This is a genomic window from Pantoea sp. RIT-PI-b (genome assembly GCF_001187905.1).
GTDB lineage: Bacteria > Pseudomonadota > Gammaproteobacteria > Enterobacterales > Enterobacteriaceae > Pantoea > Pantoea nemavictus.
On record NZ_LGIS01000033.1, the window covers coordinates 424,805 to 451,606 of the forward strand.

The following is a 26,802-nucleotide window of genomic DNA, read 5'->3' on the forward strand; positions in this document are numbered from 1 at the left end:
TTTTTAACATCCAAGGGAGAGATACGATGGTCAACGACTATTTCACACAGCCACCGATTGGCGTAACTGTAGAACAACACAAGCGCACCGTCGCGGTGGCAGCGGCGTTAGCCGTGGCAAAAGAGTCGGTTAGCGCCTCCACCTCCGCCAGCGGATCGAAGGCATCATGGGATTTGCAGGCGGTTGCCAATGAGATTGCCAATCTGGCCGATGCCATTCAGGACGCGCTGGAACCGGTAGAAACGCTCTAAAGTAGCAACTGGCTTAACGCCGCCAGATCAGCGGTGTTGCGCAGCGCGCTGCTGTGCAGCAACTGCTGCTGGCGTTGTGGCATCTCCTGCTGCAGTGCTGCCCGCAGTTTACCCGTGACATCTACCGCATCGGCTAGCGATTGCTGTCTTGTGCGGCGCTGCTGCAGCTGTGAGCCATCGCGCAAGGTGAGGGTGACCAGGTGAAAGCGCAGTGCCGGATTAATCGCATCCGGTGGCGCATTCTCATCCGGCGTGCGGCGTACTTTAGCCGCCAGCGGCATGACGGCGTGGTTAAGCTCGCCCTCAGCAAAATCCTGCAACCGCAAGTCGTCGTACATCAACATCGCGGCAATCACATACTCCAGGCTGAAACGCGCTTCAATGCCGTTGGCTGGCACGCGCACCGATGCCGCAATATCGCCACCCGGCGGAAACGCCACGCTAATGTCAGCGATGTTGTCCAGCAACGCTTGCAGTGAATGACCGTTTGCCAGCCACTGCTGACGCAATATCCGCGTCGCTTCGGCTGCGCTGTGCGTACCGGCGCAGGTGGGAAAGGGTTTGAACTCCAGGCCCGGCGAAACCATACGCCACGGCTCAGCCCAGTTATCAATCAGCTTTTCCGGCTGTGCCTGACCATTGCTGGTGGCGGAGATAAAGGCTTCAATCACACCATCCTGCTTGCCGTCAAAACCTGCCAGCGTCAGCTGCGCGGCGGCCACCGCACGTTCAGCGGCAAAACCGGCGTGCAGCGGTTTTACCGCCGAACCAAATTGCGCGCGTAAACCGCTGGCCTGGGTGGTGGCGATGCCAATCAGCGTTGCCGTCGCAGAAGTATCTGTCCCGATTAATCGCGCCAGCGCGGCGGCAGCGGCAACTGTGCCGAGCGTCGCGGTATTGTGATTGCCGAGCGCATAGTGCTGCTGGCTGACGGCGAGCCCCAAACGACCCGCCACCTCTACGCCAATAACATAAGCATCCAGAAAGTCGTCCAATTCAGTCGGCTGATGCTGCTGCCAGGCGAGCAGCGCTGGCAGAATTACCACGCTGGGATGCCCGCGAAAATCGGCATGAAAATCATCGTAATCCAGCGCGTGGCTGGCATAACCCAGCAGCAGGGCTGTTGAGCGGGCGCTGCCGTCGCCATACACGTTGCGTAACGCCGGTAAACCGCTGTCCGGCACCTGGCCTTGCAGCACCGGCCAGCTGACGGCAAGAAAATCACGCACGCCTTCACGCGCCGCCTCGCGAGCGGCGGCGTCCGGTTGGCTGTGAACAATGCGCTCAGCCAGCGCAGCAGTGAGGTTCATCAGCGGGTGTGCTCCAGGCTGCGCAATGCCGCCAGCGCCAAATCGCTGAGGTAGCGCGCGGTGGGCAGCAGCACCTCATCGTTAATGCGAAATGCCGGATGGTGTAGCGCGTAGGGTTCACCGGTGCCAATCATCATAAATGCGCCTGGCAGTTGCTGCTGATAAAACGCGAAGTCTTCGCCGATTGGGCTGGCTTCCACTACGCGCGCCTCAAAGCCGCTGGCACTGGCCTGCTGCAGGGCGAAATCTGCCCAGTGTGCATCATTCACTACCGATGGCGGACCCGCATGCCAGTTAAATTTCACTTCGGCGGCAAACGCGGCACCGATGCCTTGCACAATTTCGCGGAAGCGCTGCTCAAGGCGCTCGCGCGTCTGTTGCGAGAAGGAGCGCACCGTGCCTTCCAGCCAGGCGCTGTCGGGAATCACGTTCCAGGTGCTGCCGCTGTGAATCTGGGTAATTGACACCACCGCGTTATCGCCAGATGGCGCATTGCGGCTGATCAGCGTCTGCGCAGCGGAGACAATTTGCGCGGCGATAACAATCGGATCGTTGCCCTGATGCGGTTTGGCTGCGTGGCTGCCGATGCCGGTGATGCTGATATCAAAGCGATCGACCGCGGCGGTTAACGGACCGGCTTTGCTGCCAATCACGCCCGGCGGCAGCGACGGATCATTGTGAATACCAAAAATCGCCACCGCATCATCCAGCGCGCCGGTCGCAATCACATCGGGTGCGCCTTGGCCGGTCTCTTCGGCGGCCTGGAACAGAATACGTACGCGGCCCGGCAGCGTGCTTTCCTGCTGTTTGAGCAAAATAGCCGCGCCCAGCGCCGCCGAACTGTGGAAGTCGTGGCCGCAGGCGTGCATCACGCCGGGACGTTCAGAGCGGAAGGTAACATCAGACTGCTCCTCAATCGGCAGCGCATCGATATCGGAGCGCAGCACGATCAGTGGACCCTGCTCCGGGCCAATCTCAGCGACTAAGCCGGTTTTGAGCGGCAGATCCAGCACGCGGATGTGATGTTGTTCTAACTGCTGGCGAATGCGTGCGGTGGTTTCGAACTCCTCGTTGGAGAGTTCGGGAAAACGGTGCAATTCATGGCGGAAGGCGATCAGCTGTTCGCCGAGGGTGTCGAGGAGTGGGCTCATGCTTTAATTCCTTGTTGAGCGGCCTGACGCGTTAACCACGCATCATGAGCGGCTTCATCCAGTACTTTCTTCATATATTGCGTGATGTGGCCTTTGCCGAGATCGGTAGTGTGCATCAGCTGAAAACCGCGCTTTTTATACATCTCAATCAGCCATGGATGGCTGGTGGCGGTGCCGAGCGAAACGGCGGGGGCGCGCAGTTTGCCGAGCAGGATCTCCTGCTCGAGGCGATCCTGCACCTGACGGCCATATTGGCGTCCGGGATAATCGGGATGCGCACCAAACCAGCCGATATGCGGCAGGCCAAACGGACCCGGCAGCGGCCCCCATGGATAGCGCACGGTGACGGATGAGACCATCACGTCATTGGCATACAGCGCATACACACCGTGACTTTGCAGATGACGCAGGGTTTTAGCGCGATCGGCCGTGGCGGCATCAAACTTGATGCCCAACGCCAGCGTCGGCGCATAGGCGGCATGCATCAGCGCCTGATAGGTTTCCACCTCGTCTTCTCTAACCTGACGAAACTCAAGTGACATAGATATCCCCGGAAAAACCGCCAGCTGGCGGAGAAAAACAACATGCACATTCCGTAGCGGCGCAATTTATTGCGCAATAAATTGCGCCGCTACGGAATGTGCTCGCCATCACCCTTTCATGCAAGGCTAGTCAGATTACCAGCAAAGCTAACCCGCGCTATATGTGAAAAATAACTAAGCTAATGCGAATTTGTGAAAATGAAATCGCCGGTTTTGCATTGCTTAAATCGTTATTTACCGTAGTATGCAGAAAATACATAGCGCTATAACTATTCTGTATTAACCCTCTGAATTATCTTAATTTAATCCGTTATAGCCTTATTCTTAATCAGGGTGACGCCGTGTTAGCGATCAAATCTCCGCGTGCTTATGCACATGAATCCGGATTGCGTGCGCGCGCCGGTGAATTTATCAAACCTTATGCCTCACATATTCGCATCTTTACTTCTCCTCACGCCTGGCAGGCGGTCAATCCAGAATTAACGCAGAGCCTTGAGGCCAACGCTATTCGCTGGGAAATAGAGTATCTGCCGGGTGAATGCACCGATGCCGCGATTGAAACGCTCAAGCAAAATGTGCAGCAGCAGGGCGTAGAACTGCTGTTTGCCATCGGTGGCGGACGCGTGCTGGATGCGGCGAAAGCGGTGGGCAGCCAGTTGCCCGATCTCAAAGTGATCAACTTTGCTACCGTGGCCGCCACCTGCGCAGCGTGGTCGCCGGTCGCCATCATTTACAACGAGCAGGGCGGACACGTTCGCAGCCAGCCGCTGGGTAAAATGCCCGATCTGGTGCTGGTGGATAGCGAAGTGATTGCGCGTAGCGATGTGCGGTATCTGAAAGCCGGCATCGTGGATGCGCTGGCGAAATATTACGAGTTCTACCCTTATCAGCGTCACAATCCCCACGATCTGGCGCTGGACCTTAAAGTGATGACCGCTAAGCGCGCGCTCGATCGCTATCTGCAACTGGGCGCGGCGGCGGTTGCCGCCAATCAACAGCAGCAAGTAACGCCGGAGCTGGTGCAGATCATCGATGCCAATATCGTGCTGGCGGGTCTGGCAAACAGCGTGCGCGATGTGTTACCGACGCCGGGCTTTGCCCATGCCATCCACAATCGCCTGACGCATCAGCCGGAACTGCACGCATGGCTGCACGGCGAGAAAGTGGGCTATAGCCTGCTAGTGCAATCGTTGATTGAACATGACGGCGTGCCGGATGCCGAGCTGCTGGCGCTGTTGCGCGACTACGACATGCCGTTAACGCTGGCGCCGTTAACCGGCGATCGCGCGGCGACGATCCGCAGCATCGCGGAACAAATCAAATTCCCGGCGGCCAGCGCAGAACGTCTGCCTTTCCGCATCTCTGCAGATGCGCTGGAGCAGGCGCTGCTGGCGACCGAGAACACCTTTTAAACGCATTACTTTTTATTCACCAGGACAAATTTATGGCTAATTCACAACCACCACGCCGCATCTGTTTAGGCCTTTTCGTACAACCGGTAGGACAACACGTTAGCGGCTGGCGCTTAACGGAAAAGCTCGGCGATCCCACCGATATCGACTGGCTGATCACCATCGCCAAAAAAGCCGAAGCGGGCAAATTCGATCTGTTCTTCGTCGGTGATGCGCTGGCCACCAGCATGTACCGCCTGCCGTCCACCATGGCTCGCCTCGAACCGCTAACCTTGCTGTCGGCGCTGGCAGTGAACACCAAACGCATTGGTCTGGCGGCAACCGCCTCCACCACCTTTAGCGATCCGTTCACCATGGCGCGCAGTTTCTCTTCGCTGGATCACATCAGCCGCGGCCGCGCCGCGTGGAATGTGGTGACGTCGTTCTCTACCGATGTGGCGCGTAACTTTAGTCGCAGCGATATGCCGAATCACGCCGAGCGCTACGCGCGGGCGCGCGAATTCCTCGAAGTGGCGGACAAGCTGTGGGCCGGTTGGGAAGAGGGCGCGGTGCAGCCAAACAAAGAGACCGGCGCCTACTTCGTTGATGAAAAAATTCAGCCGATTAATCACCAGGGCGAACACTTCCAGGTGCAGGGTCCGCTTAACATCACCCGTTCACCGCAGGGGCGTCCGGTGATCATTGAAGCCGGTTCGTCAGCCGATGGTCAGAAGCTGGCGGCTGAAACCGCCGAAGTGATTTTCACCGCTGCCGCCAGCCTCGAAGAAGCGCAAACCTTCTACCGCTCGCAGAAAGATCAGGTGATCGCTGCCGGCCGTAATCCGGATCACGTGGTTATCATGCCGGGCGTCATGCCGATTGTGGGACGCACGCGCGAAGAAGCCAAAGCGCTGTGGAAAGAGCTGAACACGCTGGTCGATATTGAAAACGGTCTGCGTCAGCTGTCGCTGCGCTTCAGCATGGACCTCAGCCAATATCCGCTGGATGGCCCGGTGCCGGAAGTGCCGCTGGGTGAAGGTAACCAGAGCCGCGTCAAATTGATGACCGATATGGCGAAGCGCGAAAATCTAACGTTGCGCGAGCTGGCCGCTGTGGCTGCGGGTTCACGCGGGCATCGCGTGATTGTCGGTACCGCCGAAGATATCGCCGATGATTTCGAGCTGTGGCTGAAAGAGGGCGGCGCAGATGGTTTCAACATCATGCCAGCCATTATGTCTGAGCAGCTGGATCTGTTTGTTGAACTGGTGATTCCGGAACTGCGTCGTCGTGGCCTGTTCCGTGACGATTATGAGTTCGCCACGCTGCGCGAAAACCTCGGCTTGCCGGTGGTGGTTTAATCCCCTTCAGGAGCACAACATGGTCACCTTATCTAAGCGTGTGCAGTCCGTGTCGCTCTCTGCCAATGCGGCGGCGCGCCAACTGACGCGCCAGTTGAAAGAGCAGGGCGTCGATATTCTCGATCTCACCACCGGTGAACCCGATTTTGATACCCCGCCGCATATTCGTCAGGCGGCGGTCGCGGCGATGGAAGCCGGTGAAACGCGCTACACGCCGACCAACGGCACCACGCCGCTGCGTAACGCGGTGTTAGCTAAGCTGAAGCGTGAAAATCAGCTTGATTATGAGCTGGGGCAGATTTGTATCGCCAATGGTGCCAAGCAGATCATTTTCAATGCTTTTGCCGCCACGCTGAATGATGGCGATGAGGTGATTGTGCCGGTGCCGTATTGGCCGACCTTCCCAGATAGCGTGCGTTTTAACGGCGGAGAAGCCGTGCTGCTGGAGTGCGCGCTGGAACAGGAGTATAAGCTGCAACCGCAGCAGCTGGCGCAGGCGATCGGCGACAAAACGCGCTGGCTGGTATTAAACAATCCGGGCAATCCTTCCGGCATGGTGTACAGCGCCGAGGAGCTGATCGCACTGGCGGCGGTGCTGCGCGATCACCCTGATGTGTTGATCATGTTGGATGAGCTGTACGAACACATTCTGTTTGATAGCCGTGAACATGTCAGCCTGCTGCACGTCGCGCCCGATCTGGCGGATCGTATTTTACTGGTGGGTGGCGTGTCGAAAACCTACGCGATGACCGGCTGGCGCATTGGCTTCGGTGCCGGGCCAAAAGCGTTGATTGACGCGATGGTGGTGGTGCAGTCGCAAAACAGCTCGGGTGCCAGCGCCATCAGCCAGGCCGCTGCGGTTGCTGCATTCAATGGCGGACTCGATTTCCTGCCGCCGCAGCACACGGCTTATCAGGATCGTCGCGACGCGATTATGGCGTTGCTGCAGCCGGTACCGGAGATTGAAGTGCTCAATCCTGACGGAGCCTTCTTTATTTTCTGCCGCTGTGCCGGTTTGCTGGGCAAAACGCGTCCTGACGGTCAGAAAATTGAGAGCGAACAGGATGTGATGAATTATCTTTTGGAAAGCGGCGTATCTGGCGTTGCCGGAAGTGCATACGGCTTATCGCCATATTTCCGCCTGTCGATTGCTACCGATATTGATACGGTGCGTGAGGCAGGGCGAAGAATTGCCCAGGCGTGTGCCGTTCTAAAATAGCAACGTGCAGATATTGTAGCGGCGCGATTTATCGCGCTCTTTAAATAAACAGCGCTGCTGTTAAAAAAACGCGTAAAAGCGCACCGCGATGCTAAACAAAAAAATAAGGTGGATAGTGATATCCACCTTATTAAATCAGATCAGAAAATCATCCAATGAACCGCCTGCATCCAGTGCGGCTTTAATTGGCGATGGCGTGCGGCCCTGACCGGTCCACAATTTCTCGTTACCCTGCTCATCGATGAATTTATACTTGGCTGGACGCGGTGCGCGTTTCGCTTTAGGTTTGGTTTCCGGCTGATTTAATTGCGCAAGGTCATTAATATCGATGCCGTCTTTCATCAGCATCTCTTTATACAGCGCCAGTTTTTCTTCTTTTTCGCGCTGAGCTGCGGTTTCTGCAGCCGCTTCTTCACGGCGCTCTGCGACCACCACGGCGAACTTCTCCAGCATCTCTTCTAATGCTGCTACCTCTATTTCACGCGCCTGAGCACGCAGCGTACGAAGATTGTTCAATGCTTTAAGTGCATCGCTCATGAATAAATCCTTATTACTTATTTAACGAGTATCAAAGCGCGCATTCTACGAGATTTTTTTTCAAATTAAAATAATTACGCGAGGGCAGAATCGTCCGGAAAATATCCATTCGATCAGAAATTTCTTTATATTTGCAGCAGGTCACACAATTTATTTGGCTTATTACTGACCGGGCTGATTATAAAGATAATTAACAGTGCTCATTTATTATGCATTTAATCTACGCTAGCGGCATGATTTGGTCGTCATAGAGGTCGATTCTGCATTGCAAGGTAGGCATCGATAAGCCGCGGGGAAGCTTATCGCTCACCAGAATCCTTTCAATTTCACTGAGTTGCCAAAAATCCAAACGTAATCATTCCGGAAAATAACGCTGCTCAACTATTACTCGTTGAAGAATAAGGCATTTCTATAAGTGTAAAAGTGTCAGTTAACCGGTAACAATTTCTTGCATTGGAAATCTTAATGCGTATATTTCTCATTTGCTTTCTTAACGGCTTCCTTACTGTCGTTCCTCTTGCAGACGTCAGCAGCGGTGCCGCAAAAAAATAATGATAAGTTGATCGAGGAATCGTATGTCTTGCGAAGATTTGCGCGTCAGGAACCCGGGCAGTGCTCCACAGCGCGCGCTGCGTCTCTCTTTACTGGCTATGTTGGTTGCGTCAGGTATCGCGCAAGCAGCTGAAACCACGCCCACAGAACAAACGCTGAACGTTGACGCCAGCGCCAATGCCGACCAGCAAGAGCAGGCGGCAAAAGACTACAGCGTGCCAGTAACGCGCGCCGGTACCAAAATGGCGCTCACCGCGCGCGATATTCCGCAATCGGTTTCGATCGTTAGCAAGCAGCGCATGGAAGACCAGCAGCTGCAGTCGCTGAATGATGTGCTGGCCAATACCACCGGCATCCACGGCGTCTCTTCCGATATGGATCGCACCAACTACTTTTCGCGCGGTTTTATCATCGACAACTATATGACCGATGGTATTCCCACTGCCTTCGCTTCGCGCTGGAACCTCGGCGATGCGCAGAGCGATATGGCGCTGTATGAGCGCGTTGAAGTGGTACGCGGCGCCACCGGTTTACTGACCGGACCGGGCAATCCCTCAGCCTCAATCAACATGGTGCGTAAGCACGCTGATAGCAAAGAGTTCACCGGTAGCGTCTCTGCCAGCTACGGCAGCTGGAATAAGCAGCGTTACGTTGCGGATCTCTCTGCGCCGCTGTCGCCAGAAGGTAACGTGCGTGGACGCCTGGTGGCGGGCTATGAAGACAAAAACAGCTTTATTGAACGTTACGGCGCAGACAAGAAGTTCGTCTACGGCGTGGTCGATGCTGATCTGACCGATGCCACCAAGTTGTCCGTCGGCTATGAGTTCTCTCAGGTCAATACCGATTCGCCCATGTGGGGCGGCTCACCGCGTTGGTATACCGACGGTTCACAAACCAAGTTGCGCCGTGGTTATAACACCGCGCCGGATTGGGCTTACAACAACAAAGAGAACAAAAAAGTCTTTGTTAACCTGCAGCAGAACTTCGATAACGGCTGGAACATCACGCTTAACGGCACGCACAACGAAATGTTCCTCGACAGTAAACAGCTGTATATCGATGGCTTCTTCGATAAAACCACCGGTGCGGGATCCTCTTCTTACGCCGGCTATCCGGTGATCGGCGGTACGGGTTACAACACCGGCAAGCGTAAAGTGGATGCGGTGGATGCGTTCGCCAGCGGCCCTTACGAATTGTTGGGCCGTCAACATGAGTTGATGATCGGCGTTAACTACAGCCGTCAGGACAATAAGTACTTTAGTTCGTGGGAGAACATCTCCTCAGAGCAGTTGGGTAACTTCAACGACTACAACGGCGATTATCCAGAGTCCAACTGGAATCCACGTGAACCGGCATCAGATACCCAGCTGGTGCGCCAGAAATCTGCCTATCTGGCTACGCGCATTTCACTGGCCGATCCGCTACATGTGATTCTCGGTGCACGCTATACCAACTGGAATCGTCAGACGCTGAATGCCGAGATGGAGAAGAACAACATCACACCTTATGGTGGCGTGATCTGGGACTTCTATGACAACTGGTCAGCGTATGCCAGCTACACCTCGGTATTCCAGCCGCAGGATTATCAGGATGCTTCAGGTGCTTACCTGGCGCCGGTGATTGGCAAGAATTACGAAGCGGGCGTGAAATCAGACTGGTTTAACAGCCGCCTGACCACCTCTGTTTCGGTGTTCCGTACCGAGCTGGATAACGTGGGTGAAGCAACCGGTCAAACTAACCCTGAAACCGGCAATGCGATTTATGTTGGTAAAAAAGGCGTTGTGAGTCGTGGCGTAGAGTTCGAAGTGAACGGCGCAGTCACCGATAACTTACAAATGACCTTCGGTGGTACCAGCTATGTGGCGGAAGATGCGAATGGCGATCGTTACAACTCCAATCTGCCGCGCACCTCATTCAATCTGTTCACCAGCTATCGCTTGCCGATGCTGGATCAGCTGACCTTGGGCGGCGGTGCAACCTGGCAGTCGAAAACCTACGGCGATATCGGCGGACCAGACGGCAACGGTACCTGGCGTGCACGTCAGGGCAGCTACACGGTGGTGGATCTGTTCGCACGCTACGACGTAACCAAAAACGTCTCGCTGCAGGCAAATATCAACAACCTGTTCGACAAAGAGTACGACACCAACGTGAGTAACGGCGGCATCGTTTACGGCGATCCACGTAACTTCTCCGTCTCCGCGACCTATCGTTTCTGATGTTTTTTGTAGGGTCGCCATTCATGGCGACCTTCCTTAAAACCTCATCCATTCTGCAATAATCTGTCCATACAGCTGCTCGGCTTCCCCCAATTTACTCACCAAACAATACTCATCGGTTTGATGTGCCATTGTTGGTTCGCCCGGACCTAAAATGATACACGGCGGATTACCCAGCGCGGGCAGCAGCAACGACGCATCGGTGAAGTAGGGCACCACGCGCGCTTCGAGAGGCTGGTCGAAAAACGCCTGACACAACCCATAGATCGACTGAATCCAGCGATTCTCTTCGCAACTCAGCACCGCAGGCAGATCAACCAGGGTGGTGATATGCACCGCTTCGCCCAATAACTCGCTCAGCTGCTGGCGAATCGTCGCGTGCTGCAGATTCGGCGCGCTGCGGATATCGACATCAAAAGCCGTGCGGTCCGGTACCGAATTGATATTCAAGCCGCCCTGAATCCGCCCGACATTGAGCGTCGGCTGCTTCATCAACGGATGTGGCGCGCCGGGAGAAAAGTGGCGGATCTTACCGAGCGCATCGGCGGCGAGATAGATGGCGTTAATCCCCAGCTCCGGCATCGCGCCATGGGCGGTTTTTCCGCGCGTCTCACAGCGCAGCCACAACGCGCCTTTATGGCCAATCACCGGGTAATTAGCGGTGGGTTCGCCCACGATTAGCGCGCCGATCTCCGGCAACGATCCCGCCTCAATCAGCGCCTGCGCGCCATTGCAGCCGGTCTCTTCGCCGCCGGTAATCATCAGCACCACGCCGCGCCCGGCACAAATTGCCTCCTGGTGCTGAACACAGGCGAGGGCAAAGGCCGCTATTGCCGCTTTCATATCGCTCGAACCGCGCCCATAAAGCCGGTCTTCACAAATCTCAGAACCAAAAGGATTATGCTGCCACGGCTGATTGCCGAGCGGCACAGTGTCCAGATGTCCGGTAAACGCCAGCGGTTTGCCTGGCGTTTGGCCGCGCAGCTGCGCCACGATGTTGCTGCGGCCTTCACCAAACGATGACAGCTGCACCTCAAAACCCTGCTCACTTAGCCACGCGGCAAAAAATGTCATGCAGGCCGCTTCGTTACCCGGCGGATTAATGGTGTCAAAGCCGAGCAATTGCTGCGCAAGTTCCAGCGAAGCGGGGCGCATCAGGCGCGCTCCGTGAGCCAGTCAAAGCAGTTAATCCACAGCTGGCGATAGCCCGGCCATTGGGTAAATTCCTCCGGCAGCCAGTGCGCCGACATATCGCTGGTCCACACCAGCGAGCGACCTTTTTGATATTCACGCACCGCTAATAGAGGATGCGTGGTACCCGCGACGGTCGCCAGCAGCGTGCCTTCGGGCTGCATTTCAACTTCGTTATAGCCCAGCATCCACGGCCACTCGCCGGATATGTGGTTAAAAATCGCGTGCGATTGCGTCAGCTCCAGCGTCGAGCCTTCCGGCGTTTCAATGCGGTCATCCCAGGCGAGGCAGCGCACCGGCAGAACTTTTTCCACCAGCGTGTTACGAAAGCGCGCGCCGCCATTGATGCCCTGAAAACTGAAATAGCCCCCAATCATCATCAGGCTGCCGCCTGCGGCCACGTAATCATGAATCAACGTCAAGCGGTTGGCGGTGCGCCGGCTTTTTAGCCAGGTATCGGGATGCAGCAACAGCGTATTGGCACCAATATCCGACAGAATAATCACATCCCACTGCTGCAGCCCTTCAAGCGTGAGCGGGAAATCGGTGGCGGCGGCATGCGCTGGCATATGCGTGACGGCGTAATCGCTATCCTTTAATGCCGCCATAAAGTCGCTGGCGCCAGTGTGCCAGGTAGCGGTGGCAAACTGGTCAAAGCCTTTAATATGGTTCGAGGTGCTGGTCCAGGATTCGCCCACCAGTAACACGTTCTTCTGCATGATATTTTCCTTTTACCCACCAAATACGCGCTGCGGGTTAGCAATCATTAAGGTTTCGAGTTGTTCGCCGCTGACGCCGTGACGTTTCAGGCGCGGGACAAAATGTTTGAGGATGTAGCCATAGCCGTGGCCACCAAAACGCGTCAGCATGGTTTTCAGGAACACATCCTGCGACAGCAAAATCTGCTGGATGTAGCCGTCGTCGATCAATTCGCAGATGGCGCGCGCGTTCTCTTCATCGGAAGGCGATTGCACGGATTCATCGGCGTAGTAATAACTCATGCCGATCATGTCATATTCGAGAAACACGCCGCGATCGGCCAGTTCACGCTGATAGGTTTTATCGGCAAAGCTGGGGTTCATATGGCACAGCACGGTATGACGCAGGTCGGCGCCTTCCTGCTGCAAAATATCCAGCACCTTATGTCCTAAGCGCTCCCAACCCGGAAGATGCACCTGAATCGGCACGCCGGTTGCGGCACTGGCGCGTCCGGCCGCGCGCAACGACTTCTCTTCATCGGCGGTAAAGCGGCTGGAGATGCCGATCTCACCAATCAGTCCGGCAATCACCTCCGGTTTTTCCGCTGCGCCACCGAGGTCAAAGATCAAATTCTCGCTGAGCTGTTCAACGCTGATGCTTTTCACCCATTCGGGATGTGACGGCTCAAGATAAAGCCCGGTGCCCATGACAATGTTGAGGCCGGTTAAGCGTGCGATGCGTTGCAAACCTTTCGGATCGCGGCCAATGCCGATATTGGTGGGATCGACGATGGTTTCTCCGCCCAGCGCGCGGTACTTCATCAACTCTTCAATCGCCAGATCGACGTCAAACAGTTGGCAGTTATCGCGGCTCATCAACGGGTTCATGTTGAGTTCGCCGAGGTTCTCCATCTTGACTGGCATCTCGGCGATATGCCGATCGCTGCAACAGCAGGGCGGCACCCATTTACCGGACGCATCGAGCAGAATATGTTCGTGCATCAAGGTCACGCCCATCTCGGCCAGCGGTAGCGGTCCTAACACCGTCATCACGTAGCCACTGGTAACGCCAAGCGGTAACGGATCCGCATGACGGAAAATCGATCCTTTCATGGGCTATCCTTTTGCCGGCGCGCGGGTGGGGTTGAGAATGCGGGTGTTAAGCCAGATAGCGAGCAGAATGATGGTGCCAGTGGCAATTTGCGTATAGAACGGCGAGATGTGCGACAGAATCAGCCCGTTCTGGATGATGGCAATCGACAGCGCGCCCAGCAGCGTGCCGATAATGGTACCGAAGCCGCCAAACAGGCTGGTGCTGCCCAGTACCACGGCGGCAATCACCTGCAACTCAAAGCCTTCGCCCTGATTGGACGAGCCGCTGCCCAGACGCGCAGTGATAATCATGCCCGCCAGCGCCGCTGCCATGCCGCTGATAATGTAGACCTTCATGGTCACCGCTTTGGTATTAATACCGCTGCGGCGTGCGCCTTCGGCATTGGATCCAATCGCCGTAACGTAGCGACCAAAGCGCATATGGTTCAGGACAACGTGCCCGGCAAACAGCACCAGAATACCAATCAGCGCGGGCATGGGAATGCCGAGCACCCACGCGCGGCCCATTAGGGTAAACAAACTGTCTGCTGGCACCGGAATGGAGTAGCCCTGAGTGACCAGCAGCGCGATCCCGCGTACTACCGCTAGCGTGGCTAAGGTGACGATAAACGCCGGAATCCCCTCAAAGGCGATAAAGAAGCCGTTGATGGCGCCGACGACACCGCCGAGCAGCAATCCGCCAATCAGCACCACCGGCCACGGCAATCCCCAATTATTCAATGCGATAGCCGAAAGCGCGCCGACTAAAGCCAGCGTTGAACCCACCGACAAATCAATGCCGCCGGTGGTGATCACCAGCGTCATCGCGGTGGCGACAATCAGCAGCGGCGCGCTTTGCCGAATGATATTCAGCCAGTTAGTGCTGGTGAGAAAGTTACTGGTGATCAGCGAGAACACCACGCAGCAAAAGATGAAAAACAGCGCAATGCTCACCACGCCCGAGTGGTTGTGCAACAGGCGACGCGGCAGCGAATGCTGGATCATGCGCGAACTGCTTAAATTCATGATGCTCATCCCGTTACCTCAGTGTGCCGCCGCAGAGTGAGCCGTAAATTTCTCACCCACGATCAAATTAACGATATCGCTCAGGCTGGTATCCGCCACGCGGCGCTCCGCCACATTGGTACCTTCGTACATCACCATGATGCGATCGCACACCAGGAACAGATCCTGCAGGCGATGGGTAATGAGGATGACGCTGACACCGCGCGCGGAGACGCGCCGAATCAGCGCCAGCACCGCTTCCACTTCCGCCACGGCGAGTGCAGCGGTCGGTTCATCCATGATCAGCACTTTGGGATCAAAAGCCGCTGCGCGGGCAATGGCGATTGCCTGACGCTGACCGCCGGACAAATTACGCACCAGCAAGCGCGTGTCCGGAATCGATATGCCTAAACCTTGCAGCATTTCGCGCGCATCGGCGTGCATTTTGGCCTGATCGAGAAAGGGAATCCCCAGCACGCTTTTCATCGGTTCGCGGCCCATAAAAAGATTGCCTGCGACATCAACGGTGTCGCATAGCGATAAATCCTGGTAGACCATTTCGATGTGGCAGCGGCGCGAATCGGCAGGATTAGTGAAGTGCTGCTGCTCGCCATCAATGCGAATGGTGCCGCTGGTGGGCACCACCGCGCCGGAAAGCACTTTGGTGAGCGTCGATTTTCCGGCGCCGTTATCGCCTACTAATCCCAACACTTCACCCGGTGCCAGTTGCAGATTGACACCGCGCAGGGATCGTATCGAACCGTAAGTTTTGGTGATGTTAATCATCTCTACCCGAGCGGGGGTAGCGTGTGGCTGCTGCATCTGAACACTCCCAATTTGTTGCCGGGAAAATTGCCTGCCAGCGCGAAAATGCGTTATCTGACACGATTTACCCTCTAGTAAACCGGTTTACCTGCCAGATAGAACACAGTCCAACGCTTACAGGGCAACACGTCTCAACGATATTTGTTTGCCGCTGAGATCGTTGCAGGTTCTGTGCCAGGTTAGAATTTAGCCATTTTGGCATTAAATAAAATAGTGATGAATCAATGAATTAAAAAATAAGCGTTAAGTAAACCGGTTTACCTCGCGACCGATTGAGGTACCGCGTTGATCATCTTTTGCGCCAAAGCTGTGCAATTTAGCGCCATTTTGGGTCAGGGTTGCTGAATTTGGATCGAATCTCGGCCAATCCATTCCACCGGCAGGCGCGTTTCGAGCGGGATATTGGTTTCGTTATTGAGCAGGCGCAGCATGATATCCACTGCGGTGTAACCCAGCTCCCGCGCGGGTTGGCGGATGGTTGAGATGCGTGGCTGGGTGAGGTCGGTGTAGTTGGCGTCATCAAAGCCAACCAGCGAAAGGGCGGACGGTGCCTGCAATCCACTGGCGCGTAAACCGTCCAGCAATCCCAATACCAGATAATCGCTGGCGGCAAATACGGCAGAAGGACGCTGCGGCTGGCTGAATAGCCGTTGCAAGGCTTGCTGGCCGAACTCGCGCTCATAGTTGCCATACATTACCCATTCGGCTGGCACCGGCAAACCGGCCTGCTTCATGGCGGTGCAGTAACCTAAATAGCGCTCACGTACGCTCATCAACTGCTCGGGCCCACCGATGAAAGCGATGTGGCGATGTCCGGCGGCGATCAGCTGTTCAGTGGCGATACGCCCGCCTTGCACGTTGTCGGCAAATACTTTGGGGACGCTGCTGCCGGGAATGTCTTCATCGAGCAACACAATATGCTGGTGGCGCTGAATCTCTTTGCGCAACAGGCCGTTATCCGGTCGGTTGGTGGTAAACAGCAGACCATCAACCTGACGCGTATCCAGCCAGCGAATAAACTGCGCTTCTTTGTCAGGATTGTTGCGGGTAATACACAGCACCAAACTGTAACCGCGCGCCGACGCTGCTTCTTCAGCGGCATCGGCCAGTTCTGCGAAGAAGGAGTTGGTGATATCGGGCAGCACCAAACCGAGCGTTTCGCTGCCGCCTTTACTCAGACGGCGCGCCAGGCTGTTGCCGCGATAATCGAGCTGGGTGATTGCCGCTTCAATGCGGTCAATCGTCTCCTGCGGCAAGACAATGCTGTGGTTCAAATAGCGCGACACCGTGGCTTTAGAAAGCCCAGCTCGCTTTGCCACGTCGGATAACAACACGCGTTTTGTACTCATTTTCCTCGCCATACTGATTTTTCGGTCATCATGAATGACGACCCTACAAAAACGCGCCGAACAATTGTAGGGTCGCCGTTTATGGCGACCTCACAATAACGCGCGGAGTCGCAAGAGGATGCGTTTTTATCCACACAGATATCTGTAACACAGTTAAGCGCGGCTGATACAGCGCTTTCCCTGGTGCATTGGCGTATAAATAAACACTTGACAAAAAAAGTCTCTCGACGAATTGTATGCACAGTTTACCGCAATACCGGGAATCCATTCCCAAACCGGCTTAAGTTATTTCATCAGGCATTCCTAACGGATGGGTTGCCGAAAAACACTTAAGCAGGATGTTATAAAACACTGTAACTGTGCAGTGAATAAATCATTCCATCGATATTTGCCCGCCAAAAAATAATCTCAGTGTCTTAACGCTGAGAAACGCTGATTATTGTTTATTCCCGACGAGGAACACCATGATGTTATCTTTCACCGGAAAACTGCGTTCATTGGTTTTGGCAACAGGTCTATTTTCTGCGGGTGCTATTTTTACCCTGGCACAAGCCGCACCCACGTATGCCTTAGTACAAATTAATCAGCAGGCGCTGTTCTTTAATCTGATGAATCAGGGCGCGCAAGAGGCCGCCAAAGCCAGCGGTAAAGAATTGGTTATATTCAATGCCACTGATAATCCGGTTGCGCAGAATGATGCGATTGAAAACTATATTCAGCAAGGTGTGAAGGGTATTTTGGTGGATGCCATTGACGTCAACGGCATTATGCCAGCGATCAAAGAAGCCGCCGCTGCCAAAATTCCGGTGATTGCCATCGATGCCGTATTACCGGCGGGCCCCCAAGCGGCACAGGTTGGCGTAGATAATATGGAAGGCGGAAAAATCCTCGGCAAATATTTTGTCGATTACGTGGCGAAAGAGATGGGCGGCAAAGCGCGTTTGGGTATTGTTGGCGCATTAAACTCGGCCATTCAGAACCAGCGTCAGAAAGGCTTTGAAGAGACGATTAAAAGCAACAGCAAAATCACCGTCGCCGATGTAGTGGATGGCCAGAATATTCAGGACAACGCCATGACCGCAGCGGAAAACCTGATCACCGGCAATCCAGATTTAACCGCGATTTATGCCACCGGTGAACCGGCGTTGCTCGGAGCGATTGCGGCGGTAGAAAACCAGGGTCGCCAGAAAGATATCAAAGTCTTTGGCTGGGATCTGACGGCTAAAGCCATCAGCGGCATTGATGGCGGCTACGTCACCGCCGTACTGCAGCAGGATCCGAAAAAGATGGGTGAAGAGGCATTGAAGGCACTCAATGCGCTCTCTGAAGGCAAAACGGTGAGCAAAACCATTCTGGTTCCGGCCACCGTGGTGACCAAAGCGAACGTCGACAGTTACCGTCCGCTCTTTAAGTAACCGATTACTCGCTGCGCACGGCGAGCAGCGCAGCGAGTTCCGCGGGTGTAGGAAACGCGTTTAGAGTGCCGGTGCGGCTCACCGTGATGGCAGCAGCCTGGCTGGCGTGCCGCAAGGCAAGGGCATCGGGTTGCACACCGCGTAATAGCGAGGATGCAAGCAGCACGGCGAGGAAGGTATCGCCAGCGCCGGTGCTGTCCACCGCTTGCACCGGTGTGGCCGGGCAGAAGAGGCGTTGAGCGTCGGTGATGAGCCAGACACCCGCAGCGCCTTGGGTAATGACCAGCGTGTTAACGCCAGCCGGTTGCAGTAACTCGGCTTCCAGCTGGTTCACCACGGCGATATCGACCAGCGGCCAGAGTTGTGCGAAATCAGGATTGACGGGCGAGGGATTGAATACCGTTTTCAGGCCGTTGGCTTTAGCCCACATGAAAAGGAGGCGGGTTTTCTCAACGGAGAAATTACCCTGCTGTAGCAAAATATCGCCGGCCTGGGCATCGGCTAAATAAGGCAGCATCTGTTCAATGCTTAAGGCATCTGCTGCCGCCGTGGTGGTAATAATGGCATTATCGCCATCGCTACTGTTTAAAATAATTGAGGCGTCGCTGTGAGAAGATGAATATTCAGTGGGAAAAAGAGTCAATGTTTCATGTGATATTTTCTCACGCATCCAGCGGCCATTAATATCGTGACCGATGGCCGCAATTAATCGTGTGTCGATACCACAGCGAGAAATAACGATCGCCTGATTAGCGCCTTTGCCGCCAATATCCTGCGATGTTTTCACGCCGTGAATAGACGCGCCTTTTTGCGGCAGATCGCCAATCGACCAGGTTTCATCAACAACAATATTCCCTGCAACATAAATTCGCATGATGGTTCTCGTTAATAAGGTGGAGAAGATGGTTTCTATATCAGCAGGAAAAGTCAGCGCAATTCAAGATATTTTTTCCAGAAAGAAAGCGGTGATTGGCGTGGTGCATTGCGATGCTTTACCAGGCTCGCCAAAATATCGCGGCAAGCCACTTTCAACAATTATTGAGCGAGCGCTACGCGATGCCGATAATTATATTGCCGGTGGCGTGCACGGTTTAATTGTGGAGAATCACGGCGATATTCCTTTTGCCAAGCCGGAAGATATTGGCCCGGAAACCGCCGCTTTTATGGCGGTGATAACGGAAAAGATTCGTGAACGTTTTGGCGTGCCGCTCGGAATTAACGTGCTGGCCAACGCCGCCATTCCCGCCTTCGCCACCGCCTTAGCGGGCGGCGCGGATTTTGTGCGGGTCAATCAGTGGGCCAACGCCTATATCGCCAACGAAGGCTTTATTGAAGGTGCCGCGGCGAAAGCGCTGCGTTATCGCAGCCAGCTGCGCGCCGAGCATATTAAGGTATTTGCCGACAGCCACGTCAAACATGGCAGCCACGCCATTGTCGCCGACCGATCGATTCAGGAACTGACGCGCGATGTGGATTTCTTTGAAGCGGATGCGGTAATCGCCACCGGGCAGCGCACCGGTGATAGCGCCACGCTAGACGAGATCGACGAAATCCGTGCCGCCACCGAGCTGCCGCTGCTGGTGGGTTCCGGCGTCACCCCGGCTAACGTGTGTCAGATTCTGGCACGTACTCAGGGCGTGATTGTTGCCAGCACGCTGAAAGTGGATGGCGTGTGGTGGAACGAGGTGGAGCTTGCACGCGTGAAACACTTTATGTCCGTGGCGCAAGCGGCGCTGGAGGAAGCTTGATGAACAGCTTCACTGACCAGCTTTTGCAGCAGCACCCTGCGTTATGGCAGGCGATGCAGCAACATCAGTTTGTGCTGGATATCGAGCGCAACCAGCTACCCGAAACGGCGTTTAAGCGTTATCTGGTGTTTGAAGGCAATTTTGTCGCCACCGCCATCAATATCTTCGCATTGGCAGTGAGTAAAGCGCCCGACATTCGCCAGCAGCGCTGGTTAATCGGCGTACTCAATGCGCTGGTGGATACGCAGATCGCCTGGTTTGAAGAGGTGCTGGCACGGCGCAACATCAATCCGGCGGATTATCCGCATGATGTGCCCGGCGTCACCGCGTTTCGCGATGGCATGTTGCAGGTGGCGCAGCAGGGCAGTTTCGCCGAGATCATCACGCTGATGTTTGGCGCCGAGTGGATGTATTACCACTGGTGCGCACGCGTCAGCGCCCAACCGCTGCTGGATGACGATATCCGTCGCTGGATCGATATGCATGCTGAAGAGGAGTTTCATCAGCAGGCGCTGTGGCTGAAAACTGAGCTCGACCGCTGTGCACAGGATCTCAGTGAGGCAGAAAAAAACCGCTTATCCCTGCTCTACGGCCAGGTGCTGCAGTGGGAAATCGATTTCCACAGCGCCGCCTATCTCAGCGCTGGGGAGGGAAGATGACGACGTGTTTTATTGAGGCGCGCAACATCTGCAAACGCTTCGGTGCCTTAACGGCACTTAACCAGGTCAATCTCACCATCCATCGCGGCGAAGTGCTGGCGCTGCTCGGCGATAACGGTGCCGGTAAATCCACTTTCACCAAAGTGCTGTCAGGCGCTTACAGCGCCAGCGACGGCGAACTGTGGATTGACGGCCAGGCGGTGAAATTCACCTCGCCGCGCCAGGCATCCGAACACGGCATCGCCACCATTTACCAGGAGCTGGCGTTGGCGGAGAACCTCAGCATTGCTGAAAACGTGTTTCTTGGTCGCGAGCTCAAGCGGCGCGTGCTGGGCATTCCTTTTTTACGCCGACGCGAGATGCGTGAGCAGGTCGATCAACTGTTAAAGGATCTCGACGCGCATATCTCCGATGCCGAAGCCTCGGTCGGCAGTCTCTCCGGCGGACAGCGCCAGGCGGTGGCGATCTGCCGCGCGCTCAACCTCAACGCGCAGCTGGTGATCATGGATGAGCCAACCGCCGCGCTGGCGGTTGCCGAAACGCAGAAAGTGCTGCAACTAACGCGGCGACTCGCCGAGCGTGGCTGTGCGGTGGTGTTGATCAGCCACAACATTAGCGATGTGTTCGCGGTAGCCGATCGCATGGTGGTGTTCCGCCGTGGACGAAAAATTGCCGAGCGCCGTCACGCCGAAACATCACCCGATGAAATCGTTTCACTGATTACCGGTGCGCATCCCGATGCGCGCGTGTTTGAGAATCAGTAATTGTTATGCCATTAACCCAGGGGAAATAAACATGCGTCGACTCACTACTGCAGTCTGTTCTCTCTCATTACTGTTTTCAGGTTTTGCCCTCGCCGCTGAGAAAGTGGCCTTTGTGCCGCAAATTATCGGTATTCCCTATTTTCAGGCGATGGAAGCGGGCGGTAAACGCGCGGCCAGCGATCTGGGCGTCGAGTTTGTCTATAGCGGTCCGGTAGATACCAATCCGATGGATCAACTGCAGATCGTGCAGAACCTGATTGCGCAGAAGGTCAACGCGATCGGCATCAGCGTGCTCGATGCTTCCAGCATCGCGCCGGTGCTGGCGCAGGCGAAAGCGAATAATGTGCACTTGTTTACCAGCGACAGTGATGCGCCTGACAGCGGACGCCCGGTGTATGTCGCACAGGCTACCGATCAAGGTTTGGGCGAAACCATCATTGATGAAATGGTCAAACGCGTCGGCGATCGCGGCAAGATCGGCATCGTGTCCGGTGAAGCCACGGCCTCTAACCTCAACAGCTGGATTGGTTTTATGCAGCAGCGGGTGAAAAGCAAATATCCCAACATCACCTTGCTAAAACCGCAGTATGCCGGCGGTTCGGCCAGCCGCGCGGCACAGATCGCCACCGATTTAATGTCAGCTAATCCGGATATTAAAGGCCTGATCGCCATGGCATCGACCACCTGTCCGGGCGTGGCGCAGGCGATTGAGACCGCCGGTAAAAATGGCAAGGTCATCGGCAGCGGTTTCTGCAGCCCGAACACCGCGCGCGCCTATCTGAAAAGCGGAGCCTTTGGTTACACCGTGCTGTGGGATCCGGAAAAACTCGGCTATCTCACGGTGTGGGCCGGTAAACAGCTGATTGATGGTAAAGCCTTCAGCGCCGAGAACCGCGTGCCGGGCTTCACCGAGCCGGTGAAGTTTGACAGCAAAACCGGCGTACTGCTGCTGGGAGCGCCGGCGGTATTTACCAAAGAGAATGTCGATCAGTTCAAATTCTAATGGGGATGCGCATGCATATGACTTCACGGGAGATCGCCTTGCTGGCGATTGCCCTGTTCGCCAGCGCCGGCTTCTCCTGGTTCTCACCCTGGTTCGCCACGCTCGATAACCTGCTTACCATCCTGCGCAACAGCAGCGAGCTGCTGTTAATAGCGCTGGGTATGACGCTGGTGATCGCCATGGGCGGCGTGGATGTTTCTGTCGGCGTGGTGATGGGCGTAGCGGCGTGGGCGGTTGGCCAATTGCTGCTGGCCAACTCGCCTTGGCTGGCGGCGCTGGCGGGGCCGTTACTTGGATTGGGGTTGGGTTTGATCACCGCGCTGGTGGTGGTGATGGGCCGCATTCCGGCGATTGTCGGCACGCTCGGTTTGTTCGGCGTGTGGCGCACCGGGCTGTTTGCGCTGCTGGGTGGACAGTGGTTATCCGGGCTGCCCGGCAACCTGAGCAGCGGCTTAATGCACGCCTTTTTGGGCGTACCGGTAATGGCGTGGATCATCGTGTTGGTGTGGGCCAGCGTATGGCTGATGCTGCGCCACACACCGTACGGTTTGTGGCTATTGGCGGCAGGCAACTCTGAGGAAAAAGCCCGACTGGCGGGCATTCCGGTCACTCAGGTGCGCATCGCTACCTTCATGATCAGCGGTTTGCTGTGTGGCATCGCGGCAACCTGCTATATCGCCACCTATCGCAATGTCGAAATGACGGTGGGCGGCAGTCTGGCGCTGGAAGCCATCGCCGCAGTGGTGCTGGGCGGCACGCGCATTACCGGCGGCTCCTGCAGTTTATTGGGCACACTGCTCGGTGTGTTGCTGCTGCGCATTCTGCAAAACGGTTTGCTGCTGGTGGGGATTCCATCGCTGTGGCAAACGGTGGTGACCGGCGCAGTGTTGCTTATCGTATTGAGCAGTGAAGCGGCGAGTGGGCGAGTGTTGGCATTCAGGAGGATCGCATGACCTGGTGGCGCAAATCTCCCGACTTATCCTTGCTGAGCGCGCTATGGCTGCTGTTGGCCATCGGTATCGTGCTGGTGTTGCCGCAAATGCTGGCTTCCTGGTCGATCACCTCGATCCTGCAGTTCGCCACGTTGCTGTCACTGGTGGCGCTCGGCCAATCGTTAGTGGTGATGACCGGTGGTGGTGGCATCGATCTCTCGGTGGGCGGCAACGTTTCGCTCTCGGCGGTGATCGGCATGCTGGCGCTCGATCAGGGCATTAATCCGCTTTGGCTGCCGCTGATTTGCCTGATAACCGGCACGCTAGCGGGTGCGCTCAACGGCTGGCTGATCGCGCGGCTGCGTCTTTGGCCGCTGATCGTCACGCTGGGCAGCTTCTATCTGTTTTCCGGACTGGCGCTGGCGCTGACCGGCGGCGCCGCGCTTGCCGGTGTTCCAACGGCGTTAACCCAATGGGGGCGCGGCACGCAGTTCTTCATCCCACTACCGTTTCTCACCTGCGTCATTCCGGCTTTCCTTATTGCCTGGCTGATTCTGAGCAAAAGCGCGTGGGGGAAATGGATTTACGCCTGTGGCTTCAATGAACACGCCACGCGCTTAGTCGGCATTCCTGTCGATCGTCTGCGCTTGCTCGCCTACTGCCTGAGCGGCTTGCTGGCGGGCTGCGCAGGATTCGTCTCACTGACCTGGTTAGGCAGTGCGCGTCCGGAAATTGGCGTCAATCTGGAACTCGAATCCCTTACCGCGGCTCTGCTCGGCGGCGTGGCGATCTTTGGCGGGCGCGGCAGCGTGATCGGCGTATTAGCCGCCGCGCTGATGCTGGTGACGATCAAAACCTGCATGTTACAGCTGGGGTTAAACAGCGTCTGGCAACTGGGCGTGGTGGGCATTTTGTTGATTATGGTGTTGATGGCACAACGACTTTTTATCTATCGGAGATAACCAATGAATCTGACCGAACACATTAGCGCGCACGTTGATGCGAGCGCAGAACGCATCGCGCAAACCCTGTGCGATCTGCTGGCGTTTCCCTCTATCGTGAAAGTTGATCCGCGTGAAGCCGGACCGGGCGAGCGCGATTGCCAGCTTTATCTGCAGCAACGTCTTGCATCGCTAGGCATGGAGACCGATTTATGGGATCCCGACGGCCCAGCCCTGTACGCCAAATATCAGGGCCGACCGGGCGCCAATAAGGGCCGCACCTTTGAAGGCCGACCTAATCTCGGCGGCACGTTAGCGGGCGCGGGCGGCGGCAAATCGCTGATGCTCACCGGCCACATTGATGTGGTCCCGCCAGGCCCGCCGGAACATTGGCACACCGATCCCTTCGTACCGCAGATCAAAAACGCGGCGGTTTATGGTCGCGGCGCAGTAGATATGAAAGGGGGCGTCGCCTGCATGTTGATGGCGGTGGAGCTGTTGCAGGATCTCAATATTCGTCTGGCGGGCGACGTGGTATTTACCACCGTGGTCGATGAAGAGATTGGCGGCATGGGCTCGCTGGCGATGGTCGATCGCGGATTTAAAGCCGATGCCGGCATCATGACCGAGCCGACCGCCAACCGTATTTCGCCGATTTGCCATGGCATTCTGTGGGGCCGCATTATCCTCGACGGCATTGGCGGCCACGCCGAACTCACGCCAAACAGCTGGGACAGCAGCGGTCCGGTTGATGCGGTGATGCTGTGTCGGCAGATGCTGGATGGCCTCGATGTGCTCAATCGCCGCTGGCAGACGCAGCCGAGCAAAAATCATCCGCTGATGGAACTGCCCAACCAGATTATCGTGACGCAGCTGAAAGTCGGTGAACACCCGGCCTCGATAGCCGGGCGCGCAGAGATTGTCATTGATGTGCAGTATCTGCCAGCTGAGAAGGATGAGATGGGGCTGGGCGGCAACGTTAAAAAAGAGATTGAAGCGCACGTTGCCAGGGTTTGCGCGCTCGATCCCTATCTGGCAAAGCATCCGGCTAAAATCGAGTGGATTCTGGATGCCGATTGTGCAGAAATCGCGGCGGAGCATCCGTTTGTTACCGCCTTCCAGCAGGGCGTGACCGATGCGGCACTGAATCCGCAGCTGGCGGGGTTCGGCGCGCACAGCGATATTGGTTTACCGAGTACGCTGGGCCAGACGCCAACAGTGAACTTTGGCCCGGGCGATCCAGCGATGTCGCACCAGCCCAACGAACACGTACCGATTGCCGATCTTGTGGCGTGCACCAAGGCGATTGCGTTGACGTTAGTGCGCTGGTGTGGCGTGGCATCGTAGGCTCGCCATCAGGAACGCCTCTAAGCAGAAAGGGCGGATTTGCCCACGGAAGTGAAGATGGCGTCATCCTGCGGCGTGTGGATGCGACCGCACAGCACATTGCGTAGGTGACGTTGTAACGGATGGTGGCGCGTTAAGGCGTGATTGCCGATGCTCTCCACCATCAGCTGCACGCTGCGAATGGCGTTTTCGGTCACCACCTGTTTGATTTGTGCGGCATGTCCACTGGCGATGTGGCCGTGTGCGGCGCTGCTCAGCAGGGTTTGATTGGTGAACAGCAGTGTATCGATGCGACCCACCAGCTCATGAAAGCGCGGCAGCGAAGCCAGTGGCGCGCCCAGATTGGCAGGCGCCCGCTGCTGTAAAAAGGTGATAAACCAGTCACGCGCGCTCTGCGCAATCGCGTCGTACAGCGAGCCGAGCAGCACCGCCATCCACAGCGTTTCCTCTTCATTCAGGCCGGCTCGCGGCTCGCTCCACTGCGCCACGTTAACCGCGTGGTCAAGCGGGATCAGCACGTCATCCAGCACCACGCGATGGCTGCAGGTGCCCCGCATGCCGAGATGATCCCACTCATCGATAATCGTAATGCCAGGCGCGTGGGCGGGCACCAGATAGCCGCCGACCAGCGGATCGGCATCATCGCTGCTGGCCCAAACCAGCATCCAGCTCAGCCCATAGCTGCCGGTGGAGTAAATCTTCTCGCCGCTGATGCGCCAGCCCTCAGATGTGCGGCGGGCGCGGGTGGCGGGCAATCCGCCGCGCGCCGGCGTGCCCAACTCGGGTTCGACGCGCAGTGCATTGATCAACGCACCTTCAGCAATCACGCTCGCCGCCACTTTGCGCCGTATTGCTTCCGGCCAGCTTGAGGTGTCGTCGAGGCGACGTATATGGAGGTACTGCATGATGAGGATTAGCGCGGCGGAAGGTTCACCGCGTGCCACCGCCTGCACAATCGTCTGGCAATCAATCAGGTTTCCGCCGCCACCACCTAATTCAAGCGGCAATGCAAAATGCAGCAAACCCTGTTGCTGCAATACGCTGAATGCCGCTTTAGGGAATTCGCCGCTGCGATCAACCTGTTCGGCATCTTTTTCTAACGCGCGGGTGACCACCGGCAATATTTCAGCCAGGAACGGCAGGTTATTTGCCATGCGTAAATAATTCCTCTGTGCAATAAGCATTAATTGTTTACTTTTCCTTTGTAACTGTAAAAGCAATAAAGCGGGTATAGACATGCGTAATCGGCATAATTGCGCCGCCGTTTGAGGTGTTAATTTGCAATGGCTGTTTCTGCGTATCG

The 26,802-nt window shown here is 56.2% G+C and carries 25 protein-coding genes; 13 read left to right on the forward strand and 12 right to left on the reverse strand.

What is annotated here, in order from left to right; genetic code table 11:
• Positions 1 to 26: 26 nt before the first annotated feature.
• Complete coding sequence (locus tag AC790_RS22765; protein ID WP_007890034.1) at positions 27 to 251, forward strand: hypothetical protein; 225 nt, start codon at positions 27 to 29, stop codon at positions 249 to 251.
• On the opposite strand, the gene AC790_RS22770 is transcribed toward AC790_RS22765, so the two are convergent.
• The 3 genes from AC790_RS22770 to AC790_RS22780 are packed head-to-tail and all read right to left on the reverse strand — an operon-like array spanning position 248 to position 3,254.
• A complete protein-coding gene (locus AC790_RS22770; RefSeq protein WP_049853314.1) occupies positions 248 to 1,561 on the reverse strand; it encodes an MmgE/PrpD family protein in 1,314 nt (437 codons plus the stop codon). The genes AC790_RS22765 and AC790_RS22770 overlap by 4 nt on opposite strands.
• Positions 1,561 to 2,712 carry an amidohydrolase gene (locus tag AC790_RS22775; RefSeq protein ID WP_049853315.1) on the reverse strand — a complete coding sequence of 384 codons (1,152 nt, stop codon included), beginning with the start codon at positions 2,710 to 2,712 and terminating at the stop codon, positions 1,561 to 1,563. The genes AC790_RS22770 and AC790_RS22775 overlap by 1 nt, the downstream gene beginning before the upstream one ends.
• Positions 2,709 to 3,254 (reverse strand): GNAT family N-acetyltransferase, encoded by a 546-nt coding sequence (locus tag AC790_RS22780; protein ID WP_049853316.1) that lies wholly within the window; start codon positions 3,252 to 3,254, stop codon positions 2,709 to 2,711. Before AC790_RS22780 ends, AC790_RS22775 begins: the two co-directional genes overlap by 4 nt.
• A 341-nt stretch (positions 3,255 to 3,595) precedes the next feature.
• Here AC790_RS22780 and AC790_RS22785 point away from each other — a divergent pair, with 341 nt between their 5' ends.
• Genes AC790_RS22785 through AC790_RS22795 form a run of 3 tightly spaced genes read left to right on the forward strand, consistent with a single transcriptional unit; the run spans position 3,596 to position 7,222 of the window.
• Positions 3,596 to 4,666: an iron-containing alcohol dehydrogenase family protein gene (locus AC790_RS22785; RefSeq protein WP_049853317.1), complete on the forward strand. Its 1,071-nt coding sequence runs from the start codon at positions 3,596 to 3,598 to the stop codon at positions 4,664 to 4,666.
• A gap of 32 nt (positions 4,667 to 4,698) precedes the next feature.
• Complete coding sequence (locus tag AC790_RS22790) at positions 4,699 to 6,003, forward strand: LLM class flavin-dependent oxidoreductase (protein WP_049853318.1); 1,305 nt, start codon at positions 4,699 to 4,701, stop codon at positions 6,001 to 6,003.
• A 19-nt stretch (positions 6,004 to 6,022) separates the two neighbouring features.
• Entirely contained in the window at positions 6,023 to 7,222 is a 1,200-nt protein-coding gene (locus AC790_RS22795) for an aminotransferase class I/II-fold pyridoxal phosphate-dependent enzyme (protein WP_049853319.1), read from the forward strand.
• 135 nt (positions 7,223 to 7,357) lie between these two features.
• Here the strand turns inward: AC790_RS22795 and AC790_RS22800 are convergent, their stop codons facing one another.
• Entirely contained in the window at positions 7,358 to 7,759 is a 402-nt protein-coding gene (locus tag AC790_RS22800; protein WP_049853320.1) for an H-NS family nucleoid-associated regulatory protein, read from the reverse strand.
• Between the two features lie 575 nt (positions 7,760 to 8,334).
• Between AC790_RS22800 and fhuE the strand changes: the two genes are divergently transcribed.
• Complete coding sequence (gene fhuE / locus AC790_RS22805) at positions 8,335 to 10,530, forward strand: ferric-rhodotorulic acid/ferric-coprogen receptor FhuE (RefSeq protein ID WP_049853321.1); 2,196 nt, start codon at positions 8,335 to 8,337, stop codon at positions 10,528 to 10,530.
• A 36-nt stretch (positions 10,531 to 10,566) separates the two neighbouring features.
• Here the strand turns inward: fhuE and AC790_RS22810 are convergent, their stop codons facing one another.
• The 6 genes from AC790_RS22810 to AC790_RS22835 all read right to left on the reverse strand — a co-directional run bounded on the left by AC790_RS22810 (position 10,567) and on the right by AC790_RS22835 (position 16,702).
• Positions 10,567 to 11,685 (reverse strand): M20 family metallopeptidase, encoded by a 1,119-nt coding sequence (locus AC790_RS22810; protein ID WP_049853322.1) that lies wholly within the window; start codon positions 11,683 to 11,685, stop codon positions 10,567 to 10,569.
• Positions 11,685 to 12,440: a glutamine amidotransferase gene (locus AC790_RS22815; protein ID WP_049853323.1), complete on the reverse strand. Its 756-nt coding sequence runs from the start codon at positions 12,438 to 12,440 to the stop codon at positions 11,685 to 11,687. The genes AC790_RS22810 and AC790_RS22815 overlap by 1 nt, the downstream gene beginning before the upstream one ends.
• 12 nt (positions 12,441 to 12,452) lie before the next feature.
• Positions 12,453 to 13,532, reverse strand: coding sequence for a phosphotriesterase (locus tag AC790_RS22820; protein WP_049853324.1), 1,080 nt, complete (start codon positions 13,530 to 13,532; stop codon positions 12,453 to 12,455).
• A gap of 3 nt (positions 13,533 to 13,535) precedes the next feature.
• Positions 13,536 to 14,537, reverse strand: coding sequence for an ABC transporter permease (locus tag AC790_RS22825; RefSeq protein WP_161804887.1), 1,002 nt, complete (start codon positions 14,535 to 14,537; stop codon positions 13,536 to 13,538).
• Between the two features lie 18 nt (positions 14,538 to 14,555).
• Positions 14,556 to 15,302, reverse strand: a complete 747-nt coding sequence (locus AC790_RS22830; RefSeq protein ID WP_161804888.1) for an ATP-binding cassette domain-containing protein — start codon at positions 15,300 to 15,302, stop codon at positions 14,556 to 14,558.
• Between the two features lie 371 nt (positions 15,303 to 15,673).
• Positions 15,674 to 16,702: a LacI family DNA-binding transcriptional regulator gene (locus AC790_RS22835; protein WP_036621058.1), complete on the reverse strand. Its 1,029-nt coding sequence runs from the start codon at positions 16,700 to 16,702 to the stop codon at positions 15,674 to 15,676.
• Between the two features lie 452 nt (positions 16,703 to 17,154).
• Between AC790_RS22835 and AC790_RS22840 the strand changes: the two genes are divergently transcribed.
• The gene (locus AC790_RS22840) at positions 17,155 to 18,105 is read left to right on the forward strand and encodes a substrate-binding domain-containing protein (RefSeq protein WP_007890006.1); all 951 of its coding nucleotides are present in this window, start codon (positions 17,155 to 17,157) and stop codon (positions 18,103 to 18,105) included.
• Positions 18,106 to 18,109: 4 nt separating this feature from the next.
• Here the strand turns inward: AC790_RS22840 and AC790_RS22845 are convergent, their stop codons facing one another.
• Positions 18,110 to 18,979, reverse strand: a complete 870-nt coding sequence (locus tag AC790_RS22845) for a PfkB family carbohydrate kinase (protein WP_049853325.1) — start codon at positions 18,977 to 18,979, stop codon at positions 18,110 to 18,112.
• Positions 18,980 to 19,007: 28 nt separating this feature from the next.
• On the opposite strand from AC790_RS22845, the gene AC790_RS22850 reads away from it, so the two are divergent.
• Genes AC790_RS22850 through AC790_RS22880 form a run of 7 tightly spaced genes read left to right on the forward strand, consistent with a single transcriptional unit; the run spans position 19,008 to position 25,499 of the window.
• Positions 19,008 to 19,853 carry a BtpA/SgcQ family protein gene (locus tag AC790_RS22850; RefSeq protein WP_049853326.1) on the forward strand — a complete coding sequence of 282 codons (846 nt, stop codon included), beginning with the start codon at positions 19,008 to 19,010 and terminating at the stop codon, positions 19,851 to 19,853.
• On the forward strand, positions 19,853 to 20,512 hold the full coding sequence (locus AC790_RS22855; protein ID WP_049853327.1) for a TenA family protein: 660 nt from the start codon (positions 19,853 to 19,855) through the stop codon (positions 20,510 to 20,512). The genes AC790_RS22850 and AC790_RS22855 overlap by 1 nt, the downstream gene beginning before the upstream one ends.
• On the forward strand, positions 20,509 to 21,276 hold the full coding sequence (locus AC790_RS22860; RefSeq protein WP_007889987.1) for an ATP-binding cassette domain-containing protein: 768 nt from the start codon (positions 20,509 to 20,511) through the stop codon (positions 21,274 to 21,276). Before AC790_RS22855 ends, AC790_RS22860 begins: the two co-directional genes overlap by 4 nt.
• Positions 21,277 to 21,307: 31 nt before the next feature.
• Positions 21,308 to 22,279, forward strand: a complete 972-nt coding sequence (locus AC790_RS22865; RefSeq protein ID WP_049853328.1) for an autoinducer 2 ABC transporter substrate-binding protein — start codon at positions 21,308 to 21,310, stop codon at positions 22,277 to 22,279.
• An 11-nt stretch (positions 22,280 to 22,290) separates the two neighbouring features.
• Positions 22,291 to 23,232 carry an ABC transporter permease gene (locus AC790_RS22870; protein ID WP_049853329.1) on the forward strand — a complete coding sequence of 314 codons (942 nt, stop codon included), beginning with the start codon at positions 22,291 to 22,293 and terminating at the stop codon, positions 23,230 to 23,232.
• Positions 23,229 to 24,173: an ABC transporter permease gene (locus tag AC790_RS22875; protein WP_049853330.1), complete on the forward strand. Its 945-nt coding sequence runs from the start codon at positions 23,229 to 23,231 to the stop codon at positions 24,171 to 24,173. Before AC790_RS22870 ends, AC790_RS22875 begins: the two co-directional genes overlap by 4 nt.
• 3 nt (positions 24,174 to 24,176) lie before the next feature.
• The gene (locus AC790_RS22880) at positions 24,177 to 25,499 is read left to right on the forward strand and encodes a M20 family metallopeptidase (protein WP_049853331.1); all 1,323 of its coding nucleotides are present in this window, start codon (positions 24,177 to 24,179) and stop codon (positions 25,497 to 25,499) included.
• 20 nt (positions 25,500 to 25,519) lie between these two features.
• Here AC790_RS22880 and AC790_RS22885 read toward each other — a convergent pair whose 3' ends face one another.
• Positions 25,520 to 26,653 carry an acyl-CoA dehydrogenase family protein gene (locus tag AC790_RS22885; protein WP_049853332.1) on the reverse strand — a complete coding sequence of 378 codons (1,134 nt, stop codon included), beginning with the start codon at positions 26,651 to 26,653 and terminating at the stop codon, positions 25,520 to 25,522.
• Positions 26,654 to 26,802 lie beyond the last annotated feature (149 nt).